Source organism: Marisediminicola senii (assembly GCF_011057645.1).
In the GTDB taxonomy this organism is placed as follows: domain Bacteria; phylum Actinomycetota; class Actinomycetes; order Actinomycetales; family Microbacteriaceae; genus Marisediminicola; species Marisediminicola senii.
The window spans coordinates 33,678-48,674 of sequence record NZ_JAALGE010000003.1 but is presented as its reverse complement, the minus strand read 5'-3'; the positions used below and the strand labels follow the sequence as shown (position 1 = coordinate 48,674).

13 protein-coding genes and 4 tRNA genes are annotated in these 14,997 nt (G+C 68.9%); 8 read left to right on the top strand and 9 right to left on the bottom strand.

Features of this window, described 5'->3' with window-relative positions; genetic code table 11:
* Positions 1-34: 34 nt before the first annotated feature.
* The 4 genes from G5S38_RS02915 to G5S38_RS02900 all read right to left on the bottom strand — a co-directional run bounded on the left by G5S38_RS02915 (position 35) and on the right by G5S38_RS02900 (position 5,314).
* Positions 35-2,170 carry a 3-hydroxyacyl-CoA dehydrogenase NAD-binding domain-containing protein gene (locus G5S38_RS02915; RefSeq protein WP_165064039.1) on the bottom strand — a complete coding sequence of 712 codons (2,136 nt, stop codon included), beginning with the start codon at positions 2,168-2,170 and terminating at the stop codon, positions 35-37.
* Positions 2,170-3,393 carry a thiolase family protein gene (locus G5S38_RS02910; protein ID WP_165064037.1) on the bottom strand — a complete coding sequence of 408 codons (1,224 nt, stop codon included), beginning with the start codon at positions 3,391-3,393 and terminating at the stop codon, positions 2,170-2,172. Before G5S38_RS02910 ends, G5S38_RS02915 begins: the two co-directional genes overlap by 1 nt.
* 75 nt (positions 3,394-3,468) lie before the next feature.
* Positions 3,469-4,656 (bottom strand): HRDC domain-containing protein, encoded by a 1,188-nt coding sequence (locus tag G5S38_RS02905; RefSeq protein ID WP_165064246.1) that lies wholly within the window; start codon positions 4,654-4,656, stop codon positions 3,469-3,471.
* 61 nt (positions 4,657-4,717) lie between these two features.
* The gene (locus G5S38_RS02900) at positions 4,718-5,314 is read right to left on the bottom strand and encodes a DUF3000 domain-containing protein (protein WP_165064035.1); all 597 of its coding nucleotides are present in this window, start codon (positions 5,312-5,314) and stop codon (positions 4,718-4,720) included.
* Positions 5,315-5,336: 22 nt separating this feature from the next.
* Here G5S38_RS02900 and G5S38_RS02895 point away from each other — a divergent pair, with 22 nt between their 5' ends.
* Complete coding sequence (locus G5S38_RS02895; protein WP_165064033.1) at positions 5,337-6,521, top strand: alpha/beta hydrolase family protein; 1,185 nt, start codon at positions 5,337-5,339, stop codon at positions 6,519-6,521.
* Positions 6,522-6,551: 30 nt separating this feature from the next.
* On the opposite strand, the gene G5S38_RS02890 is transcribed toward G5S38_RS02895, so the two are convergent.
* From G5S38_RS02890 to G5S38_RS02880, 3 genes are all read right to left on the bottom strand, one after another.
* Entirely contained in the window at positions 6,552-7,280 is a 729-nt protein-coding gene (locus tag G5S38_RS02890; RefSeq protein ID WP_165064031.1) for a dihydrofolate reductase family protein, read from the bottom strand.
* Positions 7,277-7,720 carry a SufE family protein gene (locus tag G5S38_RS02885; RefSeq protein WP_165064029.1) on the bottom strand — a complete coding sequence of 148 codons (444 nt, stop codon included), beginning with the start codon at positions 7,718-7,720 and terminating at the stop codon, positions 7,277-7,279. The genes G5S38_RS02890 and G5S38_RS02885 overlap by 4 nt, the downstream gene beginning before the upstream one ends.
* A gap of 65 nt (positions 7,721-7,785) precedes the next feature.
* On the bottom strand, positions 7,786-8,688 hold the full coding sequence (locus tag G5S38_RS02880; RefSeq protein WP_165064027.1) for a sulfurtransferase: 903 nt from the start codon (positions 8,686-8,688) through the stop codon (positions 7,786-7,788).
* 198 nt (positions 8,689-8,886) lie between these two features.
* On the opposite strand from G5S38_RS02880, the gene zapE reads away from it, so the two are divergent.
* From zapE to G5S38_RS02860, 4 genes are all read left to right on the top strand, one after another.
* Complete coding sequence (gene zapE / locus G5S38_RS02875; protein WP_165064025.1) at positions 8,887-9,906, top strand: cell division protein ZapE; 1,020 nt, start codon at positions 8,887-8,889, stop codon at positions 9,904-9,906.
* Positions 9,907-10,165: 259 nt separating this feature from the next.
* Complete coding sequence (locus tag G5S38_RS02870) at positions 10,166-11,434, top strand: ammonium transporter (protein ID WP_165064023.1); 1,269 nt, start codon at positions 10,166-10,168, stop codon at positions 11,432-11,434.
* A 100-nt stretch (positions 11,435-11,534) separates the two neighbouring features.
* Positions 11,535-12,608, top strand: a complete 1,074-nt coding sequence (locus tag G5S38_RS02865; protein WP_165064021.1) for an ammonium transporter — start codon at positions 11,535-11,537, stop codon at positions 12,606-12,608.
* A gap of 29 nt (positions 12,609-12,637) precedes the next feature.
* Positions 12,638-13,378 carry a YqjF family protein gene (locus tag G5S38_RS02860; protein ID WP_165064019.1) on the top strand — a complete coding sequence of 247 codons (741 nt, stop codon included), beginning with the start codon at positions 12,638-12,640 and terminating at the stop codon, positions 13,376-13,378.
* Here the strand turns inward: G5S38_RS02860 and G5S38_RS02855 are convergent.
* Together G5S38_RS02855 and G5S38_RS02850 are read right to left on the bottom strand one after the other, a co-directional pair.
* Positions 13,316-14,170, bottom strand: a complete 855-nt coding sequence (locus tag G5S38_RS02855) for an EI24 domain-containing protein (RefSeq protein ID WP_165064016.1) — start codon at positions 14,168-14,170, stop codon at positions 13,316-13,318. The genes G5S38_RS02860 and G5S38_RS02855 overlap by 63 nt on opposite strands.
* A 60-nt stretch (positions 14,171-14,230) precedes the next feature.
* Positions 14,231-14,303 (bottom strand) — tRNA-Val (locus G5S38_RS02850).
* A 148-nt stretch (positions 14,304-14,451) separates the two neighbouring features.
* Here G5S38_RS02850 and G5S38_RS02845 point away from each other — a divergent pair.
* The 3 genes from G5S38_RS02845 to G5S38_RS02835 all read left to right on the top strand — a co-directional run bounded on the left by G5S38_RS02845 (position 14,452) and on the right by G5S38_RS02835 (position 14,780).
* Positions 14,452-14,523: transfer RNA gene (locus G5S38_RS02845), tRNA-Gly, on the top strand.
* 48 nt (positions 14,524-14,571) lie between these two features.
* Positions 14,572-14,642 (top strand) — tRNA-Cys (locus G5S38_RS02840).
* A gap of 66 nt (positions 14,643-14,708) precedes the next feature.
* Positions 14,709-14,780, top strand: a tRNA-Val gene (locus G5S38_RS02835).
* Positions 14,781-14,997: the final 217 nt, after the last annotated feature.

Sequence of the window (14,997 nt, the reverse complement as noted above, 5' to 3'; positions counted from 1 at the left end):
TGGCCACACTCCGCGGGCGGCCAGCCCGATGGCGTCACTCGATACCGCGGATGCGCGGGTCGTGGAACGTGCCGCCGAAGACGCGCTCCGACGCCCCGACCCGGTCGAGGTAGGGGGTCGCCCCGCCCATCTGGAACGGCCAGCCGGCGCCGAGGATCAGGCACAGGTCGATGTCCTCGGGAGACGACACGACGCCGGACTCCAGCATGCGGTGGATCTCGTCGGCCAGGCCGTCCTCGACCCGGCGCAGGATCTGCTCGCCGGTGAGCGGAGTGCCGTTGTCGACCTGGCCGCGACGCACGATCGCGACCGCCTTCTTGTCGAAGCCCTTGATCTTGCCCTTGCTGTCCCGCTCGAACAGCTGGCCGTGCTCGGCCAGCGCGTGGAGGTTCCGGCTCTCGAAGAACCGCTCGGGAAACGCCCCGTGGTGGGTGTCGAGAACGTGCGCGCCGACCTTGAGCCCCACCAGCTCGAGCAGCTCGAACGGTGACATCGGGAGGCCGAACGGATCGATCGCCTGGTTCACGACCTCGAACGGAGTGCCGGTGTCGACCGCGTGCATCGCCTCGCCGAGGAGCTTCGCGAGGATGCGGTTGACGACGAACCCCGGGGTGTCACTGGTGATCACCGCGTTCTTGTAGAGCGCAGCCGCGGTCACCATCGCGGTGCTCAGCGTCGCGTCATCCGTCGACGGGGCCTTCACCACCTCGATGAGCGGCATCACCGCCACCGGGTTGAAGAAGTGGAAGCCCACGAGGCGCTCGGGGTGTGCCAGGCGCTCACCGATGCGTTCGACGGAGAGCGACGACGTGTTGGTCGCGAGCACGGCGGTGTCGGAGACGTATTTCTCGATCTCGGCGAACACCTCCTGCTTGACCCCGAGCTCCTCGAAGACGGCCTCGATGACCCAGTCGGCGTCGGCGAAGTCGGCCTTGTCCGTGGTGCCGGTCACCAGCGCACGCAGTCGGTTCGACTCGTCGGGGGAGATGCGCCCCTTCTGCTGCAGCGCGCCGATCTCGTCGTGGATATAGGCGACGCCCTTGTCGACGCGGGCCTGGTCGAGGTCGGTGATGACCACCGGGACCTTGAGGCGCCGTACGAACAGCAGGGCGAACTGGCTGGCCATGAGCCCGGCACCGATGACGCCGACCTTGGTGACGGGCTTGGCGATCTTCTTGTCCGGGGCGCCGGCAGGCTTCTTCGCACGCTTCTGCACGAGGTTGAAGCTGTAGATGCTGGCCTGGAACTGGTCGCCGGAGATGAGGTCGGCCAGTGCGTCGTCTTCGGCGGCGAACCCGGTCGCCCGGTCGGTGTTCTTCGCGGCCTTGATGAGGTCGAGGGCGACGTACGGCGATTTGGCGACCGTGCCGATCCGGCCCTCGAGCATGCGGCGCGCGATGGCGACACCGGCGTCCCACTTGACCGCGCGTTCGATCTTGCCCGGCTCATTCGGCCGCCTGACGGTGATGCGCTTCGAGATGACGCCGTCGGCCCAGCTGAGCGAATCCTCGAGAAAGTTCGCGGAGTCGAAGATCGCGTCGGCGATGCCCAGTTCGAATGCCTGCTCGCCCTTCAGGGTGCGGTTGTTCTTGAGCGGGTTCTCGATGATGACCGTCAGGGCGTTCTCGATGCCGATGAGGTTCGGCAGCAGCCAGGCGCCGCCCCATCCGGGGATGATGCCGAGGAAGACCTCCGGCAACGCCACCGCCGGCGTACCGCGATCGATGGTCCGGTAGTCGGCGTTGAGCCCGATCTCGAGGCCGCCGCCGAGCGCGAGTCCGTTGATGAACACGAACGACGGCACGCCGAGGTCGTGCAGCTTGCCGAGGGTGGCGTGGCCGAGCTGGGCGAGCTGCTTGGCGATGGCCCGGCTCGGAATGGCGCTGACCTTGCTGAGGTCCGCGCCGGCCGCGAGGATGAACGGCTTGCCGGTGATCGCGACACCGTGGATCTCGCCGGCGGCGGCGCGCGCACGTTGCGCGTCGAGCACGTCGGAGAGCTCGAGCAGCGTCAGCGGCCCCAGGGTGTTGGGTCGGGTGTGGTCGCGTCCGTTGTCGAGGGTGATGAGGGCGATCACGTTGCCGCTGCCCATCGTGATGTCCCGCACGAACGAGTGGGTGATGACCTCGTCATCGGACATCGCGCGCAGCGCGTCGAACTCTGACGTCATCACTTCGCTCCCTTTCCGGAGGCCTTCTTCTTCTTGCCGGTGTAGTGCGGGTTCTCCCAGATGACGGAGCCACCCTGGCCGAGACCGATGCACATGGCGGTGAGCCCGTACTGCACCTCGGGGTGTTCTTCGAACTGCGCGGCCAGCTGCACCATGAGCCGAACACCCGATGACGCGAGGGGGTGCCCGACGGCGATCGATCCGCCCCACATGTTCACCCTGGGGTCTTCATCGTCGATGCCGAAGTGGTCGAGCAGCGAGAGCACCTGGATGGCGAACGCCTCGTTCAGTTCGAAGAGTCCGATGTCGTCAATCGTGAGGCCCGCCTTGCGCAGGGCCTTCTCGGTGCTCGGAACCGGGCCGATGCCCATGATCTCCGGCTCGACGCCCGCGTAGGCGAAGCTCACCATGCGCATCTTGGTGGTGAGGCCCAGCTCCCTGGCGGCGTCGGCGCTGGCGAGGATGCTCGCCGTCGCCCCGTCGTTCAGCCCTGAGGAATTACCCGCGGTGACCCGGCCGTGCGGCCGGAACGGCGTGCGCAGGCCCGCGAGTCCCTCGAGGGTCGTCTCCGGGCGGGGAGCCTCGTCGACGGTCGCGAGGCCCCAGCCCGACTCGCTCCGGGTCGCCACGGGAATGAGGTCGGGCTGTAGCTTTCCGTTGCGGTAGGCCTCGGCGGTCTTGCGCTGGCTGCCGAGGGCGAACCGGTCGGCGCGCTCCTTGGTGAGCAGCGGAAAGCGGTCGTGGATGCGCTCGGCCGTGTTGCCCATGTTCAGTGCGTCGGCGCTGACCAGCTTCTCGGCCTGGAACCTGGGGTTGGGGTCGACACCGAAGCCCATCGGGTGGTGTCCCATGTGCTCGACACCGCCGGCGATGCCGATGTCGTAGGCGCCGAACGCGATGCCGCCCGCGATGGTGGTGACCGAGGTCATCGCCCCGGCGCACATGCGGTCGATGGCGTATCCGGGAACCGTGCGCGGCAGTCCGGCGAGCAGCGCGGCCGTGCGTCCGAGCGTGAGCCCCTGGTCACCGGTCTGCGTGGTTGCGGCGATCGCCACGTCGTCGATGCGGTCCTTGGGCAGGTTCGGGTTGCGTTCGAGCATGCCGATGATGGCCTTGACGACCAGGTCGTCTGCCCGGGTCTGCCAGTACATCCCCTTCTCACCAGCTCGCCCGAATGGGGTTCTGACCCCATCGACGAATACGACTTCAGTTCTCTCGGCCACGGTGCCTCCAACGTCAGGACGGATTATTCGAGCCTAGGCCGACGGCAAAATGGGCCGGGCATCGTTTGATTCTTCCTACGAGGCCGTATCGTTCGGCTCTGCCGCGCTTTGGCTGGCATCTACAAAGGCATGCAGGATTACCTGTGCGGTTGCGTCAATTTGCCAGGGACGGGCGTCGAGTTGCTTCAGTGCATCCCGCACGCCGGCGAGGTCGAGCGGGCTCGGCGGCGACCATGCCAGGCGGCGCAACGTCTCGGGGGTGAGCAGGTTCTCGAGCGGGATGTCGAGCAGCTCGGACACCTCCGCGAGCGCACTCCTGGCGCTCTTGAGCCTGGCGTCTGCCGGGGGGTTGCGGTCGGACCACACCCGCGGCGCGGGAATCGACTCAGACGGCACTCGAAGCGGGGGAAGGTCGTCGGTCGAGCGGCCGGCGTCGATGGCGCCCCACCACCGGTCGATCTCCGACCGGCTGGCCCGGCCATTGAATTCGCGCAGGGCCGCCAGGTCGCGCTTCGACTCCGGCAGCACCCGCGCCGCGGCGACGAGCGACGAATCCGGCACGATGCGCCCCGGCGCGGTGTCGATCTCGCGCGCGTAGGCGTCGCGTGCCTCCCACAACGACTTGGCCACCGCGAGGTTGCGGGCGTTGTGCACGGCATGCAGTCCAGAAAGGCGTCGCCATGCGTCCGCGCGCGGCGGCTTGGCCTCGCGGCCGAGCACCGTCGCGAACTCCTGCGCGGCGATGCCGCCCTTGCGCTGGCGTTCGAGGAGCTCGGCCATCGCGTCGCGGAGGTCGACCAGCAGCTCGACGTCGAGCGCGGCGTAGACGAGCCAGGCCTGTGGCAGCGGACGTGTCGACCAGTCGGCTGCGGAGTGCTCCTTCGCGAGGTGCACCCCGAGCAGGTCCTCGACGACGGTGCCGAGTCCGACGCGAGGGAGCCCGGCGAGGCGGGCGCCGAGTTCGGTGTCGAAGATGCGGGTGGGGTCGAGGCCGACCTCGCGAAGGCAGGCGAGATCCTGGCTCGCGGCGTGCAGCACCCACTCCTCGTCGCGGATGGCGTCGTTCAGCTCCGCGAACGAACCGATGGCCGGCGGATCGAACAGGAAGATCCCGGAACCGCGACGGAAGATCTGGATGAGGTAGGCGCGCTGCGAATACCGGAACCCGGATGCGCGTTCGGCGTCGATGGCGATGGGACCGTGGCCCGCAGCGATCGCCTCGACGGCCGCGAGGTACTGCTCGCGGATGTCGATGACGCTCATGCGGGCGTGGGGAGCCGCGTCTTCCGCCGTCACCGGGGGAAGGGGCGTCTCCGGGGACGGGTTACTCACGTCCCACTCGTCGGGCGGACAGCACAGTCACTCCTTCGATGCTCGGCGGGAGGCCCGCCAACATGCACAACAGTTCGCCCCAGCTTTCCACATGGGACGCGATGTCGGTGTCGCGGGGCGACCAGGAGGCACGGAGTTCGATCTGGGCACCGTCGCCCTGGTCGGCCAGTTCGCCGAAGCCGGTGGAGAGGATCTTGGTCGCCGTGCCCGAGATCGAGTGATAGTTGGCTCGCTTCGTCGCGAGGGCATCGACCAGCCACGACCACGCGACGTCGGCGAGGAACGGGTCGACCCCGATGTCGGTCTCGAGCGGCGCCTGCGCGAAGCACACCACGCGAAATTGCCCGCCCCACGCCTCGGGGGCCGCGGGGTCGAACAGCAGGATGAACCGCCCGGTCCCCTGGTCGGAGTCGACCTCGTGACGCGCGGGCGTGATGTCGGCCCCGAGCGCTATCGAGTACGGCGCGAGGCTGCCGGGCGAGGGGATCTCGGTCACCACCAGTTCGGCACGCGTGGCGGCACGCCGCACGGATTCGACGGCCGCCGCGAAGGCGAGGGGGATCGGTGCACGTGCTGATGGTTCGGACACGAGGACAGACTAAAGTTCACCCGTGAGAGAACTCCGGAGCCACGCCGTCCGGTTCGGCCTCCGGAATGCCCTCGCGGTACTCGTCGGCACCGCGATCTCGGCTGCCGCGGTGATCACGGGGGCGATGACGATCCTCGTGGCCCGCGTCGTCGTGACGCCGCCCCGCCTGCTCCGCGAGGTCGTCGTCGTGAAGGGCGTCGACCTCGACGAGTGCACCGTCACCCTCGATGCGTCACCGGATACCGTGCTGCCAGGCAGGTACGGGCTGTGGTTCTCCCTTGACTCCGGCCACGCGAAGCTGGGCGACATCGTGACGCGCGATGCCGCGACCGTCACCCGTCGCCTGCTCGCGGTCGACTTCGGCGACATCGCATCGGCGACCAGGGCTCGCTTCAGCGGCTGGTTCTACCTGACCCCGGCCGACCACGGCTTCGACGCGGAGAGCGTGATGATCCCCACCGAGCTGGGTCCTGCCCCGGCCTGGATCGTCGAGCCGGAGGGCGGCAGCGAACGCTGGGTCGTTCTCGTGCACGGCAGGGGAGTGCGCAGGCAGGAGGCGCTGCGGGCCGTTCCGGTGTTCCTCGAGGCCGGCTACGCCTGCCTGCTGGTCTCCTGGCGCAACGACGGCGAGGCTCCGTGGAGCGCCGACCGACGATATGCGCTCGGCAACACCGAGTGGCGGGACGTCGACGCGGCGATGGCGTTCGCCGCCGGGCGCGGTGCCACCGACATCGTGTTGATGGGCTGGTCGATGGGGGGAGCGGTGGCCCTGCAGGCACTCACCCGTTCGCCGCTGGCGGGCCTCGTGCGCGGTGTGGCGCTGGAATCCCCGGTCGTCGACTGGGCGCCCACCCTCGACTTCCAGGCCAGGGAGATGCGCGTGTGGGGGCCGGTGCGGCGCGCCGTCCTGCGCCTGCTGTCGAGCGAGCGGATGCACCGGCTCGCCGGCCTCGACGCCCCACTCGATTTTCCCGCCCTCGATTTCGTGCGCCGCGCCGACGAGCTCGCCGTGCCGATCCTCATCCAGCACAGCGACGACGACGGCTACGTGCCGCCGTCGGCCTCGAAGGAGCTTGCCGCACTGCGGCCGGACATCGTGACGATGCACCGGTGGACCGGTGCGCGGCACGCCAAGCTGTGGAACTACGATCCCGACCGGTTCACGGCAGAGGTGCGCGACTGGCTCGGCGGGCTGTCGCCGCGCTGACGGCCCGTCACCTCGCGTACGCCGGCCGGCTCAGTCGTCGCCGTGGCGGATGACCCGCCACCGCGCGTAGAGGGTGCTCGAGTCATCCATCAACAACTGGTCGAGCCGCAGCCGCGAGTCGGCGATCGCCCGGTCGCCGAACAGGGCCACCCTGCTGGCGGTGACCATGGGACTCGTCGCGAGGCACAGCTCGTCGACCGCTCCGGCGTCGAGCAGCTGGGCGGCGAGCGCCGGTCCGCCCTCGCACACGATGCTGGTCAGGCCGCGGCTGTGCAGCTCGGCGATGGCGGTGTGCATCGGGATGCCGCCATCCACCGCGTCGACGGTGACGACGGTCGCGGGCACGCCGAGCGACTCCGCGGCGCGCTCGGCAGCGGCGGGTGGGCAGATGACGATGAGCTGGCCGGGCTCCGGCGGCGCGCCGAACCGGTGCCCGTCGAGGTTGCCGCTCATCGTGATGACCGCCATGGCGCGGCCCCGCGGCAGCACGTAGCCCTCGTGCCGCACGGTCTGCGCGCCGACAAGCACGACGTCGGCGCGAGACCGGATGGCGCCGAGGATCATGCGGTCGACCGGGTTGGTCAGGGTGTCCGACGTACCGTCTGCGCCGGCTGCGCTGCCGCTCACGCTGGCGATGAGCGTGAGGCGCAGCCACGCCGGGGCGGGTGTCTCGTACCGTCGGGCGAGGGCATCGCGTGCTCCGTCGTCGTCGGCGTCGATGACCTCGGTCGACGCCGGGAACAACCGGTGGACCCTCACGCCGCCTGCTTCGCCGTGACCTGCCGCTTGGCGCGCCCGAGCAGGCCGGTCATGCCGCGCAGGCGCAGCGGGCTCACCGCAGCGCTCAGCCCGATGGTCTGCGGAAAGTCGTCGGGGACGGCGAGCACCTCGCTCGCGCTGAGACCGCTGAGACCCTGCACGAGGATCGACGCGAACCCGCGGGTGGTCGGTGCCTCGCGCGGCGCCGTCGCGAACATCTGCACGGTGTCGTCGTCGTCGACCTCGACGAAGATGAAGACCGGGGCCTGGCATTCCTCGACCCGCTCCAGCAGGTCGGGGTGGTCACGAAACCGGTCAGGCAGCTCGGGGAGGTCGTTGGCGAACTCGAGCAGCAGGAGCAGGCGGTCCTGCTGCTCGAGTTCGAGGAAGTCGTCGCGAATGCGCGCGAGGGAGTCAGGCAGGGAGGGCATGGTCTCCATTATCCGTCTGCGCAGCACCTGGCGACGGGCGGGCGCCCCTGAGCCACGCGGCGGGCGAGCGTCGGTCAGCGCCGGGCTGGCAGTTTGCCCGGCTCGCTGCCGGTCGCGATCGGAACGCGCACGGCGCTGCCCCACTCGGTCCACGATCCGTCGTAGTTGCGCACGTTCTCGAAGCCCAGCAGGTGGGTGAGCACGAACCAGGTGTGCGACGACCGCTCGCCGATGCGGCAGTAGGCGATGACCTCGTCGTCGGGGGAGAGTCCAGCCCCATCGCGATAGAGCGCGTCCAGCTCGGCGACCGGACGGAACGTACCGTCCTCCGCGGCGGCCTTGCCCCAGGGCACGTTCGCCGCGGTGGGGATGTGGCCGGCGCGCAGGGCGCCCTCTTCCGGATAGGCGGGGGCGGTGGTGCGTTCGCCCGAGAACTCCTCAGGCGACCGCACGTCGATGAGGGGCTTGCCGAGGTGCGCCAGCACGTCGTCCTTGAATGCACGGATGCCGCTGTCGTCGCGTTCGACGACAGGATAGTCGACCCGTACCGCCTCGGTGCGCTCCGTCGTGTACTCGCGACCCTCGGCTTCCCACTTGGCTCGACCGCCATCGAGCAGGCGAACGTCGGCGTGCCCGAACAGGGTGAACACCCATAGCGCATAGGCAGCCCACCAGTTGTTCTTGTCTCCGTAGATCACCACGGTGGAATCGCGCGAGATGCCGCGGGAGCCGAGCAGCCCGGCGAATGCCGCTCCGTCGATGTAGTCGCGTTCGACCGGGTCGTTGAGGTCGGTGTGCCAGTCGATCTTGACCGCCCCTGGGATGTGGCCGGTCTCGTAGAGCAACACGTCTTCATCGGATTCGACGACCACCAAGCCGGGGGTGCCGAGCTTCGATGCGAGCCACTCGGTGGTGACCAGGCGTTCTGGGTGGGCGAAGCCCGCGAGTGTGGGGGACGGATCCGCTTCGATGGTCATGAATTCCTCCTGTAGGCGCCGGGTCACCGGCGCGACGCGAACTCCTGCAAGGTTAGGCTTTCGGCGAGCGCCGCTTCGAATCTACGGATTCGGCAGGCGACATTCCTGAGGGCCGTAAGAGTTCGACACACGCGCCGTTCAGGTCTCCACTCCCCGGGCTCCGTTTCCGAAACCAGACAGACAGGCGAGGCGTGAATCGTGACCGGTGACCGAACAGCCACCGTTGGCCGGCTCGTGGATCGCAAGCCCACCATCAGCGGCGAGCAGATCGTCAAGCACCTGGTGCCCCCGCGTCAATTCGCCGACGCCACCGTCGACTCGTACCGGCCCGACGCCGACTACCCCAGCCAGTCGGAGGCGGTCGACGCCGTGCGCGCGTTCGGCGACCGCTGGAACGCCGCACCGGTCACCGGGTTCTTCAAGCGTCGCAAGGCACCGACGACACTGCCCGGCATGTACCTCGACGGAGGGTTCGGCGTCGGCAAGACCCATCTCCTGGCCGCACTGTGGCACCGTGCCCCCGGCCGCAAGTACTTCGGGACCTTCATCGAGTACACCGCCCTGGTCGGCGCGCTCGGGTACGCGCCCACCGTCGAGCTGCTGCGCGGCTCCACGCTGCTGTGCATCGACGAGTTCGAGCTCGACGACCCCGGCGACACACGACTGGTGTCTCGGCTGCTGTCCGACCTCGTCGCGACGGGAACCCAGATCGCGGCGACGTCGAACACCCCGCCCAACGCGCTGGGGGAGGGCCGCTTCGCGGCGAGCGACTTCCTGCGCGAGATCGACGCGCTCGCGGCACAGTTCGCCACCATGCGCATCGACGGCCTCGACTACCGGCACCGCTCATTCACCGGCCACGCCGTCGTCGTCGCCCCCGATGACCTCGACGCCGCCGTGGCCTCCGCGGGCGATACCGTCACGCTCGACGACTTCGACGATGTGCTCGCCCATCTCGCGTCGGTGCACCCGTCGCGCTACGTGAACCTGGTCGACGGGCTGGACGCGGTGGGAATCCGCGGCGTGCACGAGCTGACCAGCCAGACCGACGCCCTGCGAATGGTCGCGTTCGTCGACCGCCTGTACGACGCCCAGATCAGGGTCTATGCGTCGGGGCTCCCGCTCGACCAGATGTTCGCCGAGGACATGCTGGCCGGTGGCTACCGCAAGAAGTACCTCAGGGCGACCTCCCGGCTGATCGCCCTCGCGTCGGCCTGAACGCTCGCGTCCGCCCTGCGCCGTCTGGCCTGATCCGTCACGCAGCCCGGTGGTTCCGTGGGGAGTCCGGAGCGCATCCCCAGCGCCGCGAAACACGAAGTTAACATCGCCACGCCGCGTGTAACGCCGCGGAAACATGTGCAGGCCCCTGCCGAAACGTGGCTCCGGGAAGCTGTCGTCGTACCCGACGTGGGCCGGCGCACCCGATGCACCTCGCGCCGCCACCGGCTCATGCCCAGCACATACAGAGAGGTTCACGATGGATCAAGGCAATACCGCCTTCCTACTGATTGCGTCCGCGCTCGTCCTTTTGATGACGCCCGGCCTCGCTTTCTTCTACGGGGGACTCGTCAAGGCCAAGAGCGTCATCAGCATGATGATGATGAGCTTCGGTGCCCTCGGACTCATCGGAGTCCTGTGGGTGCTCTACGGGTACGCGATCGCCTTCTCGAACGAGGGCGTCGGCAACTTCGTCGGCATCGACGGCATCATCGGAATCGACACCGCAGAGCTCGGCCTCGCGGGCGTCTACAGCGAGGCGATGGACGTGCAGGGCGACTTCCCGCTCATCGCCTTCGCCGCATTCCAGGCGACCTTCGCCATCATCACCGTCGCGCTGATCTCCGGAGCAATCGCGGACCGCGCCAAGTTCGGCTCGTGGATGGTCTTCGCGGGCATCTGGGCCACCGTCGTGTACTTCCCCGTCGCCAGCTGGGTGTTCAACTTCACCCTCGGTGACGACGGCGCGGTCGTCGACGGCGGGTGGATCGCCTACACGGTCGGCGCCATCGACTTCGCCGGTGGAACAGCGGTGCACATCAACGCGGGTGCGGCAGCCCTCGCCCTCGCCCTGGTGCTCGGCAAGCGCGTCGGCTTCGCGAAGGGTGCCCACGTGCCCCACAACCCGCCGTTCGTGCTGCTCGGCGCCGGTCTCCTCTGGTTCGGATGGTTCGGGTTCAACGCCGGCTCCGAGCTCGCAGCAGACGGCGTCGCCGCCATCGCCTTCCTCAACACGATCGCGGCACCCGCCGCGGCGATCCTCGGCTGGCTCGTGGTCGAGCGCATCAAGGATGGCAAGCCCACCTCGGTGGGTGCCGCCTCCGGTGCGGTCGCCGGCCTCGTCGCCATCACCCCGGCCTGCGCGTCGCTGACCCCGGGGTGGGCCATCCTGCTGGGGATCATCGCCGGTGTCGTCTGCGCGCTCGCGATCGACCTCAAGTTCAAGCTCGGCTTCGACGACTCGCTCGACGTGGTCGGTATCCACCTCGTCGGTGGCCTCATCGGAACCCTGTACATCGGGTTCTTCGGAACGGGAGTCGGACTCTTCGTCGGCGCCGACGCCAGCCAACTCGGTCGCCAGGCCATCGCGGCATTCGCCGTGATGCTCTACTCGTTCGTGCTCTCCTACGCCATCGGCTGGATCATCCAGAAGACGATGGGCTTCCGGGTCAACAACGAAGACGAGATCGCCGGCATCGACACCGTGGTACACGGTGAAGAGGGCTACGTGCTCACGCCCAGCCGCTGATCACCGCACGGCCCGAATGGGCCGGCACCGAACCGAAGGGACGCCGTCATCGACGGCGTCCCTTCGTCGTGGAATGTGACCATACGCTGGGGTGGTGCAGGTGTCGACGGACATATCGGTGCTGACCGCGGCGGGAACGATCGCCATCGCGGCACTGGGCCTTGCGCTCGGGGTGCTGTTCGATGCCGTCTGGGGTCGCCGCAGCATCCACCTGGCACTCCTCGCCGGTGCGATCGAATCGGCGGTCGGCTGGGTGTCGTGGCTGCTCGTGGTCGTCGTCGCCGGCCCATCGCTGGATGCCACGCTGATTGTTCCCATCGGGGCCCTCGCCGGCATCGCCAGCGTGGTCGTCTGCACCGTGCCGCGGTCGAACGGGTACGCACCGGGCATCACCGCCGCGTTCGGTGCCGCGTGGACCGTGCTCGTCTTCTCGCCGGTCGCCGTGGCCCTGTTCTCCGTCGACCACGGCGTGCTCGCGACCAGCCTGCGCACCCTCGACCTCGGGGGAGTGCTGCCGGTGCTGGTCGCCGCCGGGTCGGCGGTCGCCGTGTCCCTCGTGGTGGGACGTCGTGACAGAGCCCCCCGCCTCCCGGCGCCGAGCGCGGCGCTGATCGGGACGGTCATCCCCGTGGTGTGGCTGCTGTGGGCGGTGTGGCTGGTATCGATCGAGCTCGTGCTCGGTGAGGCCACGCTGCGGATCCTGCTCAACACCCTGGTCGCCCCACCGGCCGCGGCCATCGCATGGATCGTCGTGCAGCGCATCCGGACCGCCACGACCTCGGCGGGTGGCATAGCCAGCGGCGTGGTTTGCGGCCTGGTGGCGATCACCCCGGGGGCGGGGTACCTGCACCCGCTCGGGGCGGTCGGCACTGCGGCGATCGCCTCGACCGCAGCCGCCCTGGTGGCCTACGGGCTGATCGCGCGGACAGCGCGGCGGGCGTGGTTCCTGCCCAGTGTGACGGTGGTGGGGGCAGGAACCGGGGTGGTGCTTCTCGGGGCATTCGCCGCGCAGTCCGGCCTGATCTTCACGGGCCAGCCCGAGGTTCTCATCGCGCAGACGGCCAGCGTCATCGGGGTGGTGCTCGTGAGTGCGCTCGTCAGCTGGCCTCTCGTGCTCGGCGCGCGGGCACTCGACACGCGCGCCAGGCGTCGCGGGCGGATGCTCCCAGCGTGACTCAGGGATCCCGGCCATACAGTGGCGTGATGCCCTCCCTGCAGCCCATTACGCCGTCGGCCCCGCCCCTCCCTGGCCGGGTGGTCCTGACGCAGGCCTGGCGCAACCTCACCTTCGTGCACTGGCGGGTCGACCCGGCGGAGATCGCCCCACTGCTGCCGCCGGGAATCGTGCCGGACGTCTACGACGGGTCGAGCTGGGTGGGGCTCATCCCGTTCGGGATGCACGATTCCGCGGTCTTCGGTGGCCCGGCCGTTCCGTACTTCGGTACCTTCGCCGAGGTCAACGTGAGGCTATACGGCGTGGACCACGAGGGTCGCCGCGGTGTGGTGTTCCGCTCGCTCGAGGCGTCGCGACTGGCTGCGGTACTCGCCGCGAGAGTCATGTTCGGGCTGCCGTACATGTGGGCGAAGGCGACGATGGTGACCGAACCCGACGGGGTGCTCGCATACCGCTCGCACCGCCGCACCCGGTCGGCACCGTCGTCATTCGTTCGCGTCCGGACGACCGACACGGCAGTGCTCGACGACCCGCTCGCCGACTTCCTCACCGCGCGGTGGTTGCTCTTCCAGACCCACCTGGGGCGCACCGTGGCGATGCCGAACGAGCATCGTCCGTGGCCGCTGTTCGAGGCATCCATCGACGACATCCGCGACGAACTTCTTCCTGCCGCCGGCATCACCTCGGTGGGTACCCGCCCGCCGGACTCAGTGCTGTTCTCGCCCGGCGTCATCACGCGGTTCGGACGCCCCTGGCGCATCGGCGGCTGAACCGGCGGGGGCGTTGCTGCACGCTCCCACGGTGTCGCGGCTGAGCAGCGTTGCCCCCGCGACCGCCGCGGGCATGGCAATCACGGCGCCGAACGGCACCAGGAACATCAGGTAGCACGCGACACCGAACCCGACCGTGCGGGCGCGGCGGGCCCCGAGCACGCGGCGTCGATCGGCGAGCGACAGCGATCGTGCCTCGAATGCGAAGCCGGTCAGCTCGAGGGCCAGGAACCAGCCGCCGAACAGCACCCCGGTCACCGGCACCAGCGTCTGCCCGACGACCGGCACGAAGCCGAAGCCGAACAGGGTCAGGCCGACGAACCCGGTGAGGACGAGTATGCGAAGGGCGTCACGGATGCTGCGCAGCACCGATACCCAGAGCGGAACGGGCACCTCGGGCGGCAGACCGCCGTCCGCCGTTTCGACCCACCGCCAGATGCGCTCGTAGAACGGGTCGCCGACGAGCAGTGTCACCGCGACGAACGTGTACACGGCGATCAGGATGGTGACGCCGAGGAGCGCGAGCGTGGCGGCGGCAGTCGTGGCGGTGCGCCACGGCTCGCTCCAGTCGTCGGCGAACGGGGTGGCCCACGCGGCAACGCCCTCGACGTTCGCCGCGACGACGACGATGACCACGACATAGATGGCCGCGACGATCACGGCGGGAATGGCGCCGATGAGCATGAGCCTGGGGTGCGTGATCCACAGCCGGAGGCCTCTGCCGAAGAACGCGACCCCGGCGAGGAATTCGCGAGCGGGGTGCTGGGCGGTCGCCCGCTCGACATCGGCCATGCCACAACGATACGGGCGAGAGAGCGGGACGCTGCTCTCGCGTGCGTTGCCAGGATGGGGTGGGCGATACCGGACTCGAACCGATGACCTCTTCGGTGTGAACGAAGCGCGCTACCAACTGCGCCAATCGCCCTGACCCGATAATCCTGCCACAGTCTGGAGTGAGCCGACGACGTGAATGGCAGCGCCTTCGGGTGCCGCGACACGCACGGTCGACGCGAATTGGTTCTCGCTCCCGTCGTGGGCTAGAGTCATTGACGCACGCAGAAACGCGAGCAAATGCGGATGTGGCGCAGTGGTAGCGCATCACCTTGCCAAGGTGAGGGTCGCGAGTTCGAATCTCGTCATCCGCTCGAGTGAAGTCTCCTGTCATGGGCAACCATGATGGGGGAGGCCACCATGGTGGCGTGGCCGAGAGGCGAGGCAGCGGCCTGCAAAGCCGTCCACACGGGTTCAAATCCCGTCGCCACCTCGGCAGTGTTCGATTCCGGCAATGTCCGGTTCGGCCGACACTCCTCGAGTACAATTTCACAAGCATGAGCGATTGGCGCAGCGGTAGCGCGCTTCCCTGACACGGAAGAGGTCGCTGGTTCGATCCCAGTATCGCTCACAAGAAAACCCCCGGTCACCCGGGGGTTTTTTCTTTCGCCGGGCCCCCTGCCGATCCACCGTGCGCGGCGGGGGCGGGTGCGGGGCGATGGTGCCGGGCGGATAAAGTGGGAAGTGCTATTGAGCACTCACCGCCACAGCGCATTGGAGCCCGGTCACCGTGTCAGAAACCCCCGTCGTCACCCCGCCAGCAATCGACCCGGTGACGGCGACCTCCA